Raw genomic sequence first — 17271 nt, 5'->3', positions numbered from 1 at the left:
AGATCCGCTCCTACAGCGGCTTCGTAGATACCCGGGGGATAACATGCAGGTCAAACATCGTCACATTCCTGTTATCTACCGTCATTACCCTGTGTAATCCTCTTTGCCTGTCCCGCCCCCGCCTATGGAAGACAAGCTCTACCTGCTGCAACGACATCTACCCGAGCTTCTGCACCTGGATGCACTGATTCGTCATGGTGAACGCCACCTGCGAGTGTCCACGGTTCATGAGGTCCCCATGGGCGAGTTGTCGCTGCCGGTGCGGGTGATCGAAATGGGCAGCTCCTCGCCCGGGGTGCCGGTGATCGGTTTTTTTGGCGGAGTGCATGGCGTGGAGCGGATCGGTAGCCAGGTGCTGATGTCCTGGCTACACAGTCTGATTCATCGTTTGCAGTGGGACGACCAACTGCACCGGCGGCTGGAGCAAGTGCGGCTGGTGTTCATGCCGATGATCAATCCGGGCGGTATCTGGAAGCGCACCCGCAGCAACCCCAATGGCGTGGATCTGATGCGTAACGCCCCTATTGATGCCATGGGCCGGGTCCCGTTTCTGGTGGGCGGACACCGCATCAGCCGCCATCTGCCATGGTACCGGGGGAAAAGTGGCGACCCCATGGAACCGGAAGCTCAGGCCGTGGCTCGCGTGGTACGTGAAAAGCTGATGCCGGCGCCTTTTTCCATGAGCCTGGACTGCCACAGCGGCTTTGGCCGACGCGACCGGATCTGGTGCTGTTACGCCCGCAGCCATCGCCCCATTCCCCATATCGGCGAGGTCTTCCGGCTCAAACAGCATTTCGAGGACACTTACCCTCACCATCATCCCTACCTGATCGAGCCACAGTCAGTGAACTACACCACCCATGGTGATCTGTGGGACTACCTTTACGACGACGCCCAGGAGCGGGCACCGCATCACACCTTCCTGCCGTTTACCCTGGAAATGGGCTCCTGGCTATGGGTGCGCAAGAACCCGCGGCAGATGCTGGATTTCTTCGGGTACTTCAACCCGGTAATCGGCCACCGCCATCACCGGGTACTGCGTCAGCACCTGCCCCTGTTCGAGTTTCTCACCGCCATGACGGCCAACGCCGGCAACTGGCTGCCCACTACCCGGGAGAAACCGGCACTGACCCGGCAGGCGATTGCCCACTGGTTCGGGGATGCTGACTAACCGCTGGTCTTGTGCAAAAGCGGCCCCTCTGCGCACATCGGATACGCCAGAAGCCATTCATGGCCCCGACCTTGCAACAGAAAAGCCCATTGGGTCCGCCGCCCGGCTGACTTACACTTTGCCAAACGCCTCGATAAGGACACACCATGAAAGCCCTGATACTTGCCCCCCTGGCCCTGCTGGCCGGCTGTCAGCATCTCAATTACCAACCACCGACCAGTGGAGATACCGCCCAGGTTACCTTCACCAGCAACAACACCGCCGCTCAACCGGTGGTCTGTGTGCCCGGCAAGGGCTTCAAGTCAACGGAATACGCGCTATCGCAAAACCCGGTAAGCGGTGGGGCTCTGGACGATTTACTGAAAACCATGAAGAAAAGCCCCCAGGTCACTACTACTGTCGACATTGCCCCCGACACCCGTATCGGCGTCATCTATAACCGCCGCCAGGCTGACAATAGTCGTGACCGCTGCAAAGTGGCACTGCAGTTTGCCCCCCAGGCAGGCGGTGAATATCAGGCGCACTTTGTCCATGAGAACGATCAATGTGGTTTGTCACTGAAAGATGCCAGCGGCTCCAGTGTGGATGCCGTGCTTATTGACTGGCAGTGCCCATAATATGCGCACCAATGCGGTGCGCAGCACCAATTTCGCGCACCGCATCGCCTGTTTCCCCTTTGTTAAACCCCCATTCCGCCCTCTAGCAATCATCAACTCACTGTTTTATATAAACAAAAAATAGTTGGCACGCTCTCTGCAATAATTCTTTCGAGCCGAAAAGGCGGTGCGTCACCAGCGCACATTGAACGAATTAGACTTGTTAAGAGGGTTGCACATGAAAAACGTATTTGGTCTGAAGAAAACCGTTTTGGCCGCTTCCATTGTGGCTGCGAGCCTGGCCCCGGCCATCGCTGCTGCAGAAGTCAGCGGTACCCTGGGTGCTTCCAGCCAGTACTTGTGGCGTGGTCAGCAGCTGACCGACGGCGCTGCGGTATACGGTAGCGTTGACTACTCCCACACTTCCGGTCTGTACGCTGGTGCCTGGGCATCTTCTGAAACCGACGACACCGAGTACGACCTGTATGCCGGTTTCGGTGGCGAGATCGAAGGTCTGAGCTACGACATCAGCTACATCGACTATAATTACACCGCTGGCGGCACTGCAGGCGACAACCCTGCATCTGGCGCTGACTTCCAGGAAGTACACTTGGGTGTAGGCTTTGCCGGCCTGAGCGCTGACGCCTTCATCGGTGTAGGCAACTCCGGCAAGGGCGGTGATGAAGATTACGAAAGCGACTACTTCGCTGTGGGTTACGGCTACGACAAGTACTCCGCCACCGTAGGCTTCTACGACTTTGAAGCTGATGACAGCGACTACACTCACGTGGATCTGGGCTACGCCGTTACCGATCAGTTCACCTTCACCCTGTCCAAGATCGTTGATCAGGAAGAAGACAACACCTACGACGACGACCTGGTCATGAGCGTTTCTTACGAGTTCGCGCTTTAAGTACCAAGAAAACGGGCGGCCCATGCCGCCCACGGTTTAACGCCGCGGGGCTCTCCCTGGTCCTCGCAAACACGCAAGCAACCCCGCGGCGTCTTTTTACTTTCCTCGCAACATCGCCATGCTCCAGGCAACACGCCTAATCCGTGGTTATCCTCCCGTAGAGAAGTACACGACCAGTGCATCATGATCAGATACCGGTGCTACCCCTTGGCTTCCATACAGACTTTGATAACGGCCCGCATTGCCACGGCTTGCCGCCATTCTGCTGACAGACGTTTCCAAATTCGGTGACACCCAGATATGGTCCAGCGCCTGCGGTCGGCAACGGTGACGAAAGCTGTAACGTTGGCGCTTCGGTAGCAATTTCCACAGATTGAACAGACCGGATGCAGCAAAACGCTCATAGCTGTCGGAAAAGCGCCCGGCATCCCAGGCGGTGTTGAAGTCACCGGCCACCACCAACGGGCCGTCCTGCTCGGCGGCCCAGTTAGCCAGCAGTGCGGCCTGGCTCTGTCGTTTCTCATGGACCCGGGGCTTCTGCAGCCCCCGCGCACTACGCAGGTGCACAACCACCAACTGCAATTGCCGGGGTGCTTGCACCGTCACGCGCAGGGGCGGACGGGAAAACAGTGAGTGGCCGTGAAAACCCTGCTCCGCAAACAGCTGGCCCACCGATGTAATCCGCACTGGCTCCCGATAAAGCAGCCCCACATCCATGCCGGAAGGATCATTGCCCTCTTTCAGTACCACGCGGTAACGCCAGCCTTGCCTGGCAAGGCGTACTGCCAACGCCTCGAGTAATTCTCGATTTTCCGCTTCCTGTACTGCCAGCATATGGGGCGCCTGCAAAGGGCCGGCAATGAAATCAGCCAGCGCCTGTATTCGCTTCTTCAGAACAGCCGCAGAAAGCGGCTTATCCAGCCGGCTGTCTTTGCGGATATCGCGAAGCCGCCACAGGTTCAACGTCGCCAGAGTCCATTCATTCGCTCGCGGGGCGGGAAGACTCCGGGCCGGGGCAAGACCTCGACAATCCGCCGACAACACTGTCGCGGCCAGCAGACATGACAAGATAACCAGAAATCGCATACAGGCAGTCTATGAACGCACAGCGATCCGTAACACCGGAAAAACGCGGAGGTTGGTGTAGGAAAAATAACAAGAATGATGAACAAAAAAAGCCCGCCGAAGAGGCGGGCAAGGGGTATGTGAACAACAACAGAAAACGTCAGGGCCGATAGACCACTTTCAGGTCCGGGGTCACCAGCGATGCATCCAGATAACCGACAAAGTTGCGGTTGCTGCCCACCAGCATAACCATCTCCTGTTCACTGGAGACTTCTCGGGGCGGCATACCCCGGCCGGTAAAAATCATTCTTGCCCAGTAGCTTTTCATCTGCTCGGCACTCTTTCCGAGCACCTGCTGGTAAAAGTCATTTCGAGCTCCCCCCCGTGACGGCAAGTCCAGCGGCTTCACGGAGATACCGGAGACGCGACGGGTTTGCCCATTGAAGATCTGTCGCACTTCATCCTGGGTGAGTGCACCAAGACTGCTGCTGGCAGATACCACCACCACCGGTTCTGCCTGGGCCGCTGTCGACAGCATCAGGAGCAATGAGAACATTATTTTTTTCATGACCATTCCTCCTTAAAACACCAGATCCGCGCTGAGACGAACCACCGTGGCGTGATCATCCTCAAGTTGACCGCCATCGGTCACAAAGAAACCGGAGGTGCTCACCTCACTGTCGGAAAAATCGTAGTAATAGCTGAGCTCCCCTTTCAGGGCGATGGAATCACTTAGGGAATAGCGCAGGCCACCGGTCCAGCTCTTCTGCTGTTCCGCCAGCCCGTTATTCAGGACAGCGGGAAGACTGCGATCCAGGTCACGGGGATTCACTTCTGCCCACGTCACCATGGGCATCCATTTGCCCAGATACTTGCCGACGGTGACGTAGCCGCTTTCACTGCTGGGGTACCAGTTACCGAAATCCAATCGCGCCTTTTCTGCGGAGAAGAACCAGCTGCCGTCATCGTATTGCAGGCCCACGCCAGCGAAGTAGGTGTACACCTCATCAAAGAACAGCCCCAGAATGGGGGGCACCCCGGCTGCTGCCAGATCATCCTGGCTGACCGACACATCCGCAGCACTATAGGCGGCTCTCGCCGTCCAGTTACGCCAGTAGCTGGTAAAGTTCAGGCCGCTCAGATCATCCGCCTGAAACTGGGCATTGGCCACACGCTCTCCGCCATCCACGGTACTGGAACCCCAGAACCCGGAAAGACGGTGCGAAACCGGCCCGGTGGTAAAACGCCAGGACGCTTCTACCGCTTCCATGGTTTTCACCGGCGCCAGCTGATATACCTCAGCCGGCAGGCTGGCCCACGGGTAGGCGTAGCCCACATCGATGTATTGGGAGTGCATGTAGAACGGCGCCACGATACGCCCGGCTTTGACGCTGACAGAGTCACTGACCTGGTAGTCCAGATAGGCCCACTGCAACTCCGCATTGAATTCGTCATCACCGGACGCAAACAGCTGTACCACGGCTTCCGCCCGGTCACTGAGTTTGGCATTGAACTGTATGCCGGCGCGGGTCAGGGAATCGTGGCTCCACTTGTCACTGGCGCCATCGATATAGCTGGCAGAGCCTGAAGTGGTGTCCACCTCGGCCCGGGACATGCCGGCGGAGAGAAAACCATTAATCCGGATCCGCTCACCGGCATCGTTCAGCGTACTGTTAAACTGCTGTTTTTCGAGCTGCTCCAGGCGCTCCTCATAATCCCGCAGTCTCTGCTGAACATCACTTTCCGGAGTCTGGGCCCAGAGCGGGCTTGCACTCAGGGAAGCACCCAGCATTACGGATAATGCCTTTTTCATAGATCCCCCACGCTTTTGCAGTCGTTTTGATTACGCAACAACTACGAATAAAGCATGGCATTATCCGTAAAAAAGAACCGGGTTCAACCGTCAGATTGGGACGCTCGTTTTACCGGGAACACCGCGCAGGCATCCTGACCGCCATTGAGATGAAAGCAGATTTCTACAGTGTCACCGGGAGCCGGGACCTGTGTGAGCTTCATCAGCATCAGATGCCTGTTCCCCGGTGCCAGCACCACGCTCTCTCCGGCCGGGATTTCCAGGTGATGCAGATGCACCATCCTGCGATTACCGTCATCGTCGGTTTTCACATTATGCAGCATGGTGTGGCCGGCAACGGAGGTGCTGACACCAGTGATGGTTACGGCAGCCTCGCCCGTATTGTTCAAGGTCGCATACCCGGCCATGGTTGGCGACACCGGCGGCACCGCGCGCAGCCAGGGGTCGGAAACCGTCAGCTCGGCATAGGCGGGCACGGCAAGGGCCAGCACGGCACCTGCCAGCAGAGCGTTAAAGCAGGCTCTTGGCATCAGTTACCACCTCATCAATGGTGAAATCCGCCGGGTACAGCTTGCGCACCCGACCCTGGTCGTCCAGTAAATAGATATAGTCACTGTGAGTGAACAGGTAATCCTGCTCCTCCTGATCCTTGATAAACACGACTCCATACTGCTTAGCCACCTCCCGGATTTCCGCCAGGCTGCCGGTCAGGCCGATGATATCCGCCTTGAACCAGGGCAGGTATTCCTTCAGGTGCGTTGCCGTGTCACGCTCCGGATCGAAGGTGATAAAGACCGGTTGCACCTGATCCGCCTCACCTGCTTCTTCCAGTTTCCGGTACACCTGGGCCACCCGGGCCAATACCGCCGGGCAGATATCCGGACAATGGGTGTAGCCGAAAAACAGGATGGATACCTTGCCTTTGAGCTGTGACTGACTGAAAGGCTCGCCGTTATGGTCAGTCAGTGTAAACTCACCACCCAGCCTGGTATTCACAGGCAAGTCACTTTCCTGCTTGCCACAGCCGACCACCAGAAGGGTCAGCAACAAAGGCAGGATGTACGGCAGTTTTCGCATGATCTCTCCGGTTGGTATAATCCGCGCCCATTTTGACGCTATTCGAGGGTTAGGCAAGCCAAAGCGGCTTACAACCCAATGATGGAGGTGCCCCTTGGCACGCAAGCTTTTCATTCAGACCCACGGCTGCCAGATGAACGAGTACGATTCCACCCGCATGGTGGACCTGCTCGAATCCAGTCACGGTCTGGAGCCCACCGACAATCCGGAAGACGCTGACGTCTTGCTGCTCAACACCTGTTCGATCCGGGAAAAAGCCCAGGAAAAGGTCTTCCACCAACTGGGTCGCTGGAAAAAGCTCAAGGATGCCAAGCCGGATATGGTGATCGCAGTGGGCGGTTGTGTCGCCAGCCAGGAAGGCGACGCCATCCGTGACCGGGCTCCCTATGTGGACGTGGTATTCGGCCCGCAGACCCTGCACCGCCTGCCCGGCCTGATCACCCAGGCCGCCACCACCCGGAAACTGGCCATCGATGTGACCTTCCCGGAAGTGGAAAAGTTCGACAACCTGCCGGAACCCAGCGTGGACGGGCCCAGTGCCTTCGTATCGATCATGGAAGGCTGCTCCAAGTACTGCACCTTCTGTGTAGTGCCCTACACCCGCGGCGAGGAAGTCAGTCGCCCGGTGCAGCCAGTGCTCAAGGAAATCGAACATCTGGCGGAAATGGGCGTGCGCGAGGTCAACCTGTTGGGACAGAACGTGAATGCCTACCGGGGTGTAGGGGCCGACGGCGACACCCTGGACCTGGCCGATCTGATCCGGCTGATCCGCGACATCGACGGCATTGATCGCATCCGTTACACCACCAGCCATCCGGTGGAGTTCTCCGACGCCCTGATTCAGGTCTATGAGGATGTACCGGAACTGGTCAGCCACCTGCACCTGCCGGTGCAATCCGGCTCGGACCGTATTCTTGCCATGATGAAGCGCAACCACATGGTGCTGGAATACAAGAGCAAGCTGCGCAAGCTCAAGCGCATCCGCCCGGACATTTCCTTCAGCTCCGATTTCATCATCGGCTTTCCCGGAGAAACCGATCGGGATTTCGAAGACACCATGAACCTGATCCACGACATCGGCTTCGACATGTCCTTCAGCTTCATCTACAGCGCTCGCCCCGGCACCCCGGCGGCAGACCTGCCTGATGATGTGCCCATGGAGGTGAAGAAGCAGCGGTTGGCCATCCTGCAACAGCGCATCACCCAGAATGTGCAGGACATTTCCCGCAAGATGGTGGGCAGTACCCAACGCATTCTGGTGGACGGTTTCTCCAAGAAAGACCCGGGCCAGCTCAAGGGCCGCACGGAGAACAATCGGGTGGTTAACTTCCGCAGTGATGATACCGACCTGATCGGCAAATTCGTGGACATCACCATCGACCAGGCCTACAGCAACTCCCTGCTCGGCAGCGACCCGCGCAACCCGGGTTGACCCCGGGTTGCGATTTTACCCGCTAAAGCGCCACCGCCCGACCTATGAACAAAACCGGCCCGGTGGGTCGATCAGCGGGAGAGCCGCCCGGGGGCTCCAGCGTCAGCTCGAACAACTGACCACTCTCCACCCCGCCCACGCGGCTGGCCGGTAACACCAACGGCTCGCCGGGCTGCACCAGGCCCAGGGAACGAGGGCCCAGTGCCGGGTCCGCCAGGGTCCAGAACTGGACACTGCGATTTGCCGGGTACTGACTCTCCGACAGCGGCGTCAGCTGCAAGTCCCCCTGCGCAGACACGGTAACCCTCCAGCCCGGGCTGGCGGCCTCACCCGGTGCCTGCAATACCACGGTATAAACCGGTGCAGGCACCCGTAGCGGCCCCAGCAGAAGCACCACCGCCACCAGCAAGGCAACACTGATGGTGCGCCAGAGCGCCAGGCTCTGCCACAACCACTGCCAGTCAAACCGGCCACGGGCATCCGCCGATGCGGTTTGCCGGGAAATCTCGCGCCATACTCGCGGCGGCAACGGTACCGGTTCCAGCAGCTCTGCCGCCCCCAACCAATGCTCCCGCCAGTGGCCGGCCAGTTGCGCAGCGTCCTCGTCCTCCTCCAACCACTGCTCAATCTTTGCCGACTGCTCACGGGAATGCAGGCCGAGGACATACTCGGCAATCAACAGACGCTGTGCATCAGGCTGTTCCGGAATCATAGTCGCAGACACTCCTGCAGCCCTTTCAAGCCGGATCGAACCCGGCTCTTGATAGTCCCCAGAGGAACGGCCAGGGTTTCGGCAATCTGTTCGTAGGTAAACCCCTGATAGAACGCCATGAGAATGGGGCGGCGGCGATCCATTTGCAGCCCTTGCAGACAGTCAATAATGGCGCGTCGCTGATCCTGCTCCACGGAGCATTGCTCTGGGGAGGGTCCCGGATCAGGCCATTGATCCCCTGGCAGAGGCTCGAACGTATCCCGTCGGGAGCGGTGGTGTTGGTTGATCAAGCGGTATCGCAATAATCCGAACAGCCAGGTCCGCGCGCTACCTCGCTGGCTTTGAAAGCGCCTGGCATTTTCCCAGACCTGAATAAAGGTATCTTGCAAGGCATCCTCAGCCAGGGATGACTCGCCGGTAAATCGGCGCGCCAACGCCAGCATGCGTGGAGCCTCATTGAGATAAAGCTGATGAAATGCCTGCCGGTCTCCACCGGCACATGCCCGCACCAGGGCATTGCCTTCTTCCAGCTCAGCGCGTGAATCGTCCATGAACCTGGGAATCCAGTAAGAAGCGGAATGAAAATGATTCACCAGAGTACGAGAAGAATGTGTCAACAAGAGGAAAACCGGACCGCCGAAGCGGCCCGGTAAAGGGAACCGTAGAAGTGCTCCCCCTTGCTTACTCAGGCGCGCGGCCAAGATCATCCGCAATCAGGGACACCGATTCCGGCGACGACTGCATCCAGGTCAGCGAAGGCGTTACGTCACCACCGGCTGAATCAAGGATATTGTCAAAGCGCAGCACCATGCCCTGGGATTTCTCCGCCACATAGAGGTGCTCGCCATCGAAGGCGATGTCCACAGGATTACCGAGTTGGGTGTTGCCAACCGTATTGTTGTCGCCGTTATCGATATTCACGGTGACATCGGTGATGCCGTCAGCGGTTGAGCCGTTATCCAAGACATACAGCTTGCCGTCGGTGGGATTCGCACCGCTGCCCACATCCGACAGTATCAGCTGGTCGGTTTCCGCCACATACACAATGCCGTGCAAATTGGTCGGGGCAGCAAATGCCACACCCGCCTCAGCAGGGGTAATTATGCGGTCAGGACCGGCACTGCCACGTGCCGTGCTGTAGCTGTCAAAGACCGCTACCGTGCCATCAGTGAGGGCCACGAAGAGCTGATCGGCATCAGGGTCATAATCCAGATCCCAGGGTGCTACGGACAGGCTGGTCGTGAACAGTGGAGCGGCATCGCCACCGGCCTGGGCGCCGAATACCCGCACCGACGGGCTACCGTTATCAGTGACCAGCACCCAGCCCAGCGAGTCCTCCACATCAAAGCCTTTCGGCGACATCAGCCCGGTGCTCGCGCCTTCAATCACCCGGTCACGACTCAGAGAAAACATCTCGCCATCGCGATCCGTAGCCAGGCGGTTGATCACAGCCAGGCCAGTGTCGTAGGTAATGTAGGCATCACCCAACTGGTTGAATGCCAGGCTTTCGCGATCCTGGTTTGTGGAAAAACCACGCTGCATGGCGCCAAGATCCAGATCCAGTACCACCACATCTGGGTCACCCGGGGCTGCCGGCGGATTACTGGTTACCGCAACCCCGGTGAAGGTGGTCCCGGCGATATCAATATCGGAAAGGCCCGGTTGCAACTCGGACTCGTTAATAATGGCCAGTGATTCCGGTTTGATGCTGTCGACGACCCGGTTCGGCGCAATATCCCCGGAACCGCCAGAAAATACGTTGCGGTAAACCAGAATGGCATCGTTGGATTTTTCCGCGATGTAAACCGTGTTGCCGTCCAGCACCAGGTCCACTGGATTACCCAGCTTGGTCGCCGGGCCGGCCAGGGTCCGCGCAGGCGTCACCGTGCCATTGGCCGTGGACGCATTGTTGATCACATATAGCTGGCCATCATCTGCCACGGCTGCGTCACCCACATCGCTGACCACCAGAGTGTCCGAGTCGGCCCGATAGGCGATGCCGTGCATATTAGACACCGTGCCTGCCGTATCCGGGGTAATCACCCGGGCAGGAGTCGACATGAAACCACCTGCAACGTAGTCATCCACCACCATGACCGTGCCATTGGTCATGGCCAGGAACAGACGATCCGCCGCTTCGTCGTAGGCCAGATCCCAGGTATTTCCCGACAGGGACGTACTGGCCAGAGGCGTCGCGCTTGCCCCCGCTGCCGTGCCGAAGACTTCCACACTGTTGCCACCGATATTAGCTGCCATTACCAGCCCGGCTTCATGGGCGATGGCAATCCCTTTAAGCGTCATGGAACCCGGTGCAGCGACACTACGGTCCAGAGTAGGCACCGCCGCAGAGCCATCTGTTCTCTCAGCCAGCTGGTGCAGAACCTGTAACGTGCTGGGGGCACCGGCACTGTCGTTGGCGGCGTAGAGATTGCCCAACAGGTCCAGCGCAATGCCTTCATTGGCATCAGCATTGAAAGTACCCTGCACCTCCAGCCGCGCGTCCAGACGATCAATTTGACCGGCGTTAGCACCACCATTGTGCATCACCAGTAATGACGGGCCCTGAGCCACACCGGGTACATTGATTCGGGAACGGTCGCTGTTATTTCCCCCACAGGCTGCCAGCGTTATCGCAACGGCCAATGGCGACAGCCACAGTAAACCTTTGCCATTCACATTCATGTCATCTCTCCTTGGATAGCGATACCGGCTTGGTGCCGGTCAGTCAGGACAACCGGGTCCTGTTTCTGATACCGCCCCCACGCGGAGATGGATGTAACAGCGCGTAATGATTCTCGATTAAAACGTAGCCGGATCAAAGATCTTGCCCCCCAAGCCGGTTGTCCGACACCCCGACATCAACGCTTGCGGCCCGCCACCTTACGGGGCTAGGCTGCGCAGGTGATTTTTCTTCCCCGGCAACACGCTTCGGGGTATTCTGAAACTCTCTGCAACAGCCCGAGGGGCCACGTTTTCCATCTTGGACACACCACTCGCTTCCCAGCACATCAGCCTCGAACCCAACGATTCCCGTCGCCTGGCCAGTCTCTGCGGCCACCTGGACGAGCACATCAAGCAGATTGCCCAGCGCCTGCATGTGGATATCCACAATCGTGGTAACCAATTTCATCTGGCAGGACCCGCCTCATCCGTGGAAGCCGCCGGGGCCATTCTTAACGAGTTGTATGAGCAAACCGGCGATGGTACCGAGCTGACTCCGGAGATGGTGCACCTGCATCTGCAGCAGTCCAACGTGGCCGACCATGCTGCAGGAAAAAACACCGACAACACCGTGGCTTTTCCCAGTGATGAGGTGGTGATACGCACCAAACGGGTACGCATCAAGCCCCGCGGAGCCCACCAGCGTGAGTACGTAAAACAGGTGCGCAAATACGATATCAATTTCGGCATCGGTCCGGCCGGCACCGGCAAGACCTGGCTGGCGGTAGCCTGCGCGGTGGACGCACTTGAGAAAGCCGAAATACAACGCATCCTGCTGGTGCGCCCGGCAGTGGAAGCCGGTGAAAAGCTGGGCTTTCTGCCCGGGGACCTGGCGGAAAAAATCGATCCCTATCTACGCCCCCTCTACGACGCCCTCTATGAAATGCTCGGCTTCGAAACCGTGGCCAAGCTGATGGACCGGATGGTGATTGAAGTGGCTCCGCTGGCCTACATGCGCGGGCGCACGCTGAACAACAGTTTCGTGATTCTGGATGAAGCCCAGAACACCACCCCGGAACAGATGAAGATGTTTCTCACCCGCATCGGTTTCGGGACCCGGGCAGTGATCACCGGGGACGTGACCCAGGTGGATCTTCCCCGTCACCAGCGCTCTGGCCTGGTGAATACTCTGGAAGTGCTGGACGGGGTAAAAGGGATCGGGGTGACCCGGTTCGACAGCCGCGACGTGGTTCGCCACCCGCTGGTACAACGTATTGTAGAGGCCTACGACCGCCATGAACGGGATACCGACACCCAGCGTTGATATCCAGTGGGCCAGCGACGCCCCGGACGCCCCTGACGAATCCCGGTTATGCGACTGGGTTCGCCATGCAGCACAGGTAGCTGGCGGCGTAGTGGGGGATATCACCCTGCGTATCGTCGATGAAGACGAAATCCGCACCCTCAACCGGGAATACCGCGACAAGGACAAGCCCACCAATGTGCTGTCCTTCCCCTTCGAAATGCCCGAAGGCCTGCCCGAAGATGCCATGGAGCCGCTGCTCGGCGACATCATCCTGTGCGCGCCGGTAGTTCGCCGGGAAGCCATAGAGCAGAACAAGACCCTGGAAGCCCACTGGGCCCACATGGTCACCCACGGTGTGCTGCACCTGCTGGGGTACGATCACATTGATGACGAGGACGCGCAGATCATGGAAGCCATGGAAATCCGCGCCCTGAACGAACAGGGTTTTGCCGACCCTTACCACCTTGAGAACAATACGGAGCTTCACCCCTGATGTCGGACGATTATTCGGATAACGGTACCAGCCGAAGTTGGTTGGAGCGTGTCGGCCAGTTTTTCTCCTCCACGCCCGGAGACCGGAGCGAGCTACTGGACCTGATGCGCTCCATGCGCGATTCGCACATTATCGACGGGGACACCCTGGGCATTATCGAAGGCGCGGTCTGTGTGGCGGACATGCAGGTGCGCGAAATCATGATTCCCCGCTCCCAAATGGTCAGCATCAAGGCCAGCTCCGACCCTCGGGATTTCCTTCCCACCATCATCGACTGCGCCCACTCCCGTTTCCCGGTGCTCGGCGACGACCCGGATGAAGTGATCGGCATCCTGCTTGCCAAGGATCTGCTACCGTTAATCCTTGAACCGGCCCGCATGGAACGTTTCGCCATCAAGGATCATATCCGCTCTGCTATGGTGGTTCCCGAGTCCAAACGGCTGGACTCACTGCTGCGCGAATTCCGTATCAGCCGTAATCACATGGCCATTGTGGTCAATGAATATGGCGGCGTGGCCGGGCTGGTTACCATTGAAGATGTCCTGGAACAGATCGTCGGTGAAATCGAGGACGAACACGACGTGGAAGAAGAGGACTACCTGATCAAGGACCTGGACGACCACGAGTACACTGTCAAGGCGTTGACGCCTATCGACGATTTCAACGAACACTTCCACTGCCAGTTCAGCGATGAGGAATTCGACACCATCGGCGGGCTGGTGATGCAGAAATTCGGCCGACTACCCGGCCGCGATGAAAGTGTGGAACTGGATGGCTATCTCTTCACCGTACTCAGCGCCGACGGCAGAACAATAAGATTGCTGCGGGTCACACCGCCGGGGGAAAACCACAATGCCACTGCCACAGAGGCCGAAAGCTGACAGCCTTACCACCCTGTTGAAAGCCCCCTGGGTAATGGCAGTGATTGCCCTTAGCCTGTTGCTGGGCGCCCTGCTCAACCCGGCACAGGCGCCTCAGCCAGCACTCAGCTGGTATGCGGCCAGTGGCCTGAAAACCCTGGAATGGAATAACTACCTGTCCTGGCTGCGCTTCAACGGGCGCGGCAAACTGGCCGGCCAGTTGGAACAGCAGCTGACCAATGGCGACAATCATGCCTACAGCGCCGCGCTGCTATCCACCGGCTTCGTTAAAGACAGCGACCAGCGCGCCAGGGACTTCTGGTCCCCGGCCCAGATAGAAAAGTGGAAAGCCCTGCGCCAGCATGTGCCCGGCCAGCTCGCCACCAGCAACCTTTACCGCTGGGGGCTGGCCGACAGCCACCCCCGTCCGGCCCGCTTCTTCACCGCACCACTCACCGGCGCCCCCCTGTGGCTGACGTCTCTCACCGTACTGCTGCTGTTACCGCTGGCACCATCGCTCGAACGCCACTTGGGCCATGGCCGGGTGCTGACACTCTGGCTGCTCGGCTGCCTGCTGGCCGGGGCCGGCTACCTGCTACTGGCCCGAGCGGGACAAATGCCTTTCCATGGTGCTACTGCTGCGCTGATGGTCTGGTACGGGGCCTTCCTCGGCCTGCAGGGCTGGCGCACCACACTCTCCATCCGGCTACCCGGCAAGGCGTGGACAGCGATTTCCCTGCCCACCCCGGCCTTGGCGGCAATTCCGCTGGCACTACTCGGCATACTGGCCTGGCAAAGTCAGCCGGCCATGGCCAATCTGGCCGCCGGCGTGCTGGCGCTTGCTGGCGGCATCCTGCTGGTACAGGTTATGGGGCCGGCGGAACCCTCCCAGGACGTCGAGACCGTCACCCCTGATGCAACGACCCAGCAAGCGCTGCAACGAGGCTGGGATGCCCTGGGCCGCCTGCAGGTGGAGGCCGCCGTTGATACCTTTCAGCACGTGCTGGAGCAGCAACCGGATCACTTTGACGCTCTTACCGGCCTGTTCACTGCCCACCGCATGGGTCAGAACACCGACGACTGGCTCCACATCGCCCACCGCCTGTTTACCCACCCGGCCGTCGAAAAAGGACAGCCGCAGCAGATTGCCAGTTGCTGGCAGCAGTTCCGCCAGCAGCAGGGGACCGAACTGCCCGCGCAGATTGGCTGGCCTCTGGTGACAACCCTGACCCGGGCCGGCGACTTTGCCCAGGCAGAAGCACTGGCCGCCAGCCTGGATCACCACGACACCCGCAAGCCAGCCCTGCTGGCCCTGCGCGAGGCGTTACATCGGGAAGGATTAGGGCATCGGGCCAAGGCGTTGGAGGTGTAGCTCCAAGCGACAGCGGGGCTGGGCCGTGCGCCCTGCCCGCGCTCAACGGAACAATCCGGGTTGTGAGTATCGTTGCCGGCGCGATTGTCTGTAGGAGCACCGCTTGAGGTGCGAACCGAGTGTGGCGGGGCAACAGAGGGCGGCGTCAGCCGTTCTTTCTAAAACCTGTCGAACCCTGAGATTCCTGATCGCCCTGCGGTCGATTTCCGCGCAAGCGCGGTTCGCGGCTCAAGCGCCGCTCCTACAGCGGCTTCGTAGAAATGACAGAACACGAGGAGCTTCCTGAAGCTGCCGACCAACCAACGTAGCTTGTAGCTCGTACCTACCCCCACGCCTCCCGGTAGTCCACCACCTGCTTGCGCAACTTGGCATCCCGACACTGGCTTTCCACAAAACGCAGGTACTGTTCCGCCTTGCCGGCCAGCCCGAATTGCTCGGCGAGAATCTTTGCCAACAACAGATAGGCGTCACCCAGCTCGCTGAAATCCGGGTGCCGGTCGTGCAGATCCTTGAGCAGCGCCACTGCCACTTTCGGTTCCCGCTCATGGATACCACGGGCCAGTGCCAGACGCAGGGAAGGCGATGCCGGCAGCCAGGCGGGCTCCGCTTCTCGCTGACGGGCCAGCAACGCCAGCGCCTCGGACCAGGCGCCAGACACCACCAGCCTCTCCAGATAGGCCGGAGCAACGGCACGACGCTCATCGTCTTTGTCGGTCATGGCCAGAAGGCGGTCATAGCGCTGCCAGTCTGTCACCGTGGCCTTTTTGTTCTTCAGGCTTTTGGCTGTGCTCAACAGCACCTTGTCGAAGCGCCCGGCACAGAGCTGTAGCCATTGGCGCCGCTCTTCCAGCGGTACGGTGACTTTCTTTGCGCCCTGATCCAGCCCCCAAAGACGGCCATGACGGGCCAGGATATCGCCGCACAGGCAGGCCAATGCCAGCCACCAGAGTGCCGCCAGCGCACCGGCCACCCCCTGAGCCAACGGCAGCGGCATCACATCCACCGCCACTGCCACCAGCCCTACCCCCAGCAGCCAACCCAGCGATGCCAGCAGCGCCGCCACCGCATAATCCCGGGGCGCCGAAAACACATAGGCCAAGGCCGCCGCATAAGAACCGGGTTCCGCCCCCTGTACCTGGATGGCCAACCAGAAGGCCGGCACCAGCAACAGGCCCAGCGCCCCGGTCAGCAAGCCCGCCGGCACCGACACCATCACCAACACAAAGCCGGCAGGAACCATCACCAGCAGGGGCGGCACTGCCTGCAGCAACGCTGCCTTCCAACCCGCCATATCAGACAGGCAATCCCAGCCCGGCACGGAGATTTTCCGAGCCTTGGCAGGATGGCTGCGCAGGGTCATTATCGCCCGGGCAAAACCCCAGGCTGGCAGCCCTCCCAGCAGTGCCACCGGCACCATCACCGGCAAGGGCGGCACCAACGCCGCCAGAACAGCCCACAGCAACAGTACGGGTAACAGCACAGGGGTAAACGGGTAACGAAAATAACGATCCAGTTGCCGCCACAGCGGCCCGGCCGGCCCCTGCTCACTACTCTCGACTTCCTGGTTGCAGAGCAGACAGCGTGCGTCTGTCAGGCTGCCTTCCCGTCCCTCCACACATTGCTGACACAGATGCAATCCATCATGACTGCAATACCATAGTGCCTCCGTCCCCGGATGGTACTTGCAATAGCGATTCACTATGATGCTCCCTGACCAAAGAAAGCGGTCTTGTTGTTATTGGCGTACTGGCAGGAAGGTGAGTGCGACAAGTTTCAAGTTGCAAGTTGCAACGCGCCACA

At 59.4% G+C, this 17271-nt stretch carries 17 protein-coding genes; 8 read left to right on the top strand and 9 right to left on the bottom strand.

The genetic code is table 11. The features are described from left to right. The first annotated feature begins 124 nt into the window (after positions 1-124). The 3 genes from HUJ17_RS09635 to HUJ17_RS09625 all read left to right on the top strand — a co-directional run bounded on the left by HUJ17_RS09635 (position 125) and on the right by HUJ17_RS09625 (position 2680). Positions 125-1171 (top strand): M14 family zinc carboxypeptidase, encoded by a 1047-nt coding sequence (locus HUJ17_RS09635; protein ID WP_290510493.1) that lies wholly within the window; start codon positions 125-127, stop codon positions 1169-1171. A 146-nt stretch (positions 1172-1317) separates the two neighbouring features. After that, entirely contained in the window at positions 1318-1788 is a 471-nt protein-coding gene (locus HUJ17_RS09630) for a hypothetical protein (RefSeq protein WP_290510492.1), read from the top strand. A 217-nt stretch (positions 1789-2005) separates the two neighbouring features. Beyond that, a complete protein-coding gene (locus HUJ17_RS09625; protein WP_272963317.1) occupies positions 2006-2680 on the top strand; it encodes a TorF family putative porin in 675 nt (224 codons plus the stop codon). A gap of 147 nt (positions 2681-2827) precedes the next feature. Here the strand turns inward: HUJ17_RS09625 and HUJ17_RS09620 are convergent, their stop codons facing one another. From HUJ17_RS09620 to HUJ17_RS09600, 5 genes are all read right to left on the bottom strand, one after another. Next, positions 2828-3766: an endonuclease/exonuclease/phosphatase family protein gene (locus HUJ17_RS09620; protein ID WP_290510491.1), complete on the bottom strand. Its 939-nt coding sequence runs from the start codon at positions 3764-3766 to the stop codon at positions 2828-2830. Between the two features lie 139 nt (positions 3767-3905). Next, positions 3906-4313, bottom strand: coding sequence for a hypothetical protein (locus HUJ17_RS09615; RefSeq protein WP_290510490.1), 408 nt, complete (start codon positions 4311-4313; stop codon positions 3906-3908). 12 nt (positions 4314-4325) lie between these two features. Continuing rightward, positions 4326-5558 (bottom strand): hypothetical protein, encoded by a 1233-nt coding sequence (locus HUJ17_RS09610; protein WP_290510489.1) that lies wholly within the window; start codon positions 5556-5558, stop codon positions 4326-4328. A gap of 83 nt (positions 5559-5641) precedes the next feature. Continuing rightward, on the bottom strand, positions 5642-6088 hold the full coding sequence (locus HUJ17_RS09605; RefSeq protein ID WP_290510488.1) for a copper chaperone PCu(A)C: 447 nt from the start codon (positions 6086-6088) through the stop codon (positions 5642-5644). Continuing rightward, a complete protein-coding gene (locus HUJ17_RS09600; protein WP_290510487.1) occupies positions 6069-6635 on the bottom strand; it encodes an SCO family protein in 567 nt (188 codons plus the stop codon). The genes HUJ17_RS09605 and HUJ17_RS09600 overlap by 20 nt, the downstream gene beginning before the upstream one ends. Positions 6636-6729: 94 nt before the next feature. Here HUJ17_RS09600 and miaB point away from each other — a divergent pair, with 94 nt between their 5' ends. Further along, positions 6730-8067 (top strand): tRNA (N6-isopentenyl adenosine(37)-C2)-methylthiotransferase MiaB, encoded by a 1338-nt coding sequence (gene miaB, locus HUJ17_RS09595; protein WP_290510486.1) that lies wholly within the window; start codon positions 6730-6732, stop codon positions 8065-8067. A gap of 22 nt (positions 8068-8089) precedes the next feature. Here miaB and HUJ17_RS09590 read toward each other — a convergent pair whose 3' ends face one another. The 3 genes from HUJ17_RS09590 to HUJ17_RS09580 all read right to left on the bottom strand — a co-directional run bounded on the left by HUJ17_RS09590 (position 8090) and on the right by HUJ17_RS09580 (position 11461). After that, positions 8090-8779: an anti-sigma factor gene (locus HUJ17_RS09590; protein WP_290510485.1), complete on the bottom strand. Its 690-nt coding sequence runs from the start codon at positions 8777-8779 to the stop codon at positions 8090-8092. Further along, complete coding sequence (locus HUJ17_RS09585; RefSeq protein WP_290510484.1) at positions 8776-9330, bottom strand: sigma-70 family RNA polymerase sigma factor; 555 nt, start codon at positions 9328-9330, stop codon at positions 8776-8778. Before HUJ17_RS09585 ends, HUJ17_RS09590 begins: the two co-directional genes overlap by 4 nt. Before the next feature lie 130 nt (positions 9331-9460). Continuing rightward, on the bottom strand, positions 9461-11461 hold the full coding sequence (locus HUJ17_RS09580) for a hypothetical protein (protein WP_290510483.1): 2001 nt from the start codon (positions 11459-11461) through the stop codon (positions 9461-9463). A 298-nt stretch (positions 11462-11759) separates the two neighbouring features. On the opposite strand from HUJ17_RS09580, the gene HUJ17_RS09575 reads away from it, so the two are divergent. Genes HUJ17_RS09575 through HUJ17_RS09560 form a run of 4 tightly spaced genes read left to right on the top strand, consistent with a single transcriptional unit; the run spans position 11760 to position 15471 of the window. Next, positions 11760-12764 (top strand): PhoH family protein, encoded by a 1005-nt coding sequence (locus tag HUJ17_RS09575; protein ID WP_290510482.1) that lies wholly within the window; start codon positions 11760-11762, stop codon positions 12762-12764. Then, positions 12736-13239, top strand: coding sequence for an rRNA maturation RNase YbeY (gene ybeY / locus HUJ17_RS09570; RefSeq protein WP_290510481.1), 504 nt, complete (start codon positions 12736-12738; stop codon positions 13237-13239). The genes HUJ17_RS09575 and ybeY overlap by 29 nt, the downstream gene beginning before the upstream one ends. Next, complete coding sequence (locus HUJ17_RS09565) at positions 13239-14120, top strand: transporter associated domain-containing protein (protein ID WP_290510480.1); 882 nt, start codon at positions 13239-13241, stop codon at positions 14118-14120. The genes ybeY and HUJ17_RS09565 overlap by 1 nt, the downstream gene beginning before the upstream one ends. Next, a complete protein-coding gene (locus HUJ17_RS09560) occupies positions 14092-15471 on the top strand; it encodes a rhomboid family intramembrane serine protease (RefSeq protein WP_290510479.1) in 1380 nt (459 codons plus the stop codon). The genes HUJ17_RS09565 and HUJ17_RS09560 overlap by 29 nt, the downstream gene beginning before the upstream one ends. Positions 15472-15793: 322 nt before the next feature. On the opposite strand, the gene HUJ17_RS09555 is transcribed toward HUJ17_RS09560, so the two are convergent. Further along, a complete protein-coding gene (locus HUJ17_RS09555; RefSeq protein WP_290510478.1) occupies positions 15794-17170 on the bottom strand; it encodes a B-box zinc finger protein in 1377 nt (458 codons plus the stop codon). Positions 17171-17271 lie beyond the last annotated feature (101 nt).

It is taken from the genome of Alcanivorax sp., assembly GCF_014762765.1.
GTDB lineage: Bacteria > Pseudomonadota > Gammaproteobacteria > Pseudomonadales > Alcanivoracaceae > Alcanivorax.
This window is presented reverse-complemented; position numbering and strand designations above follow the sequence as displayed.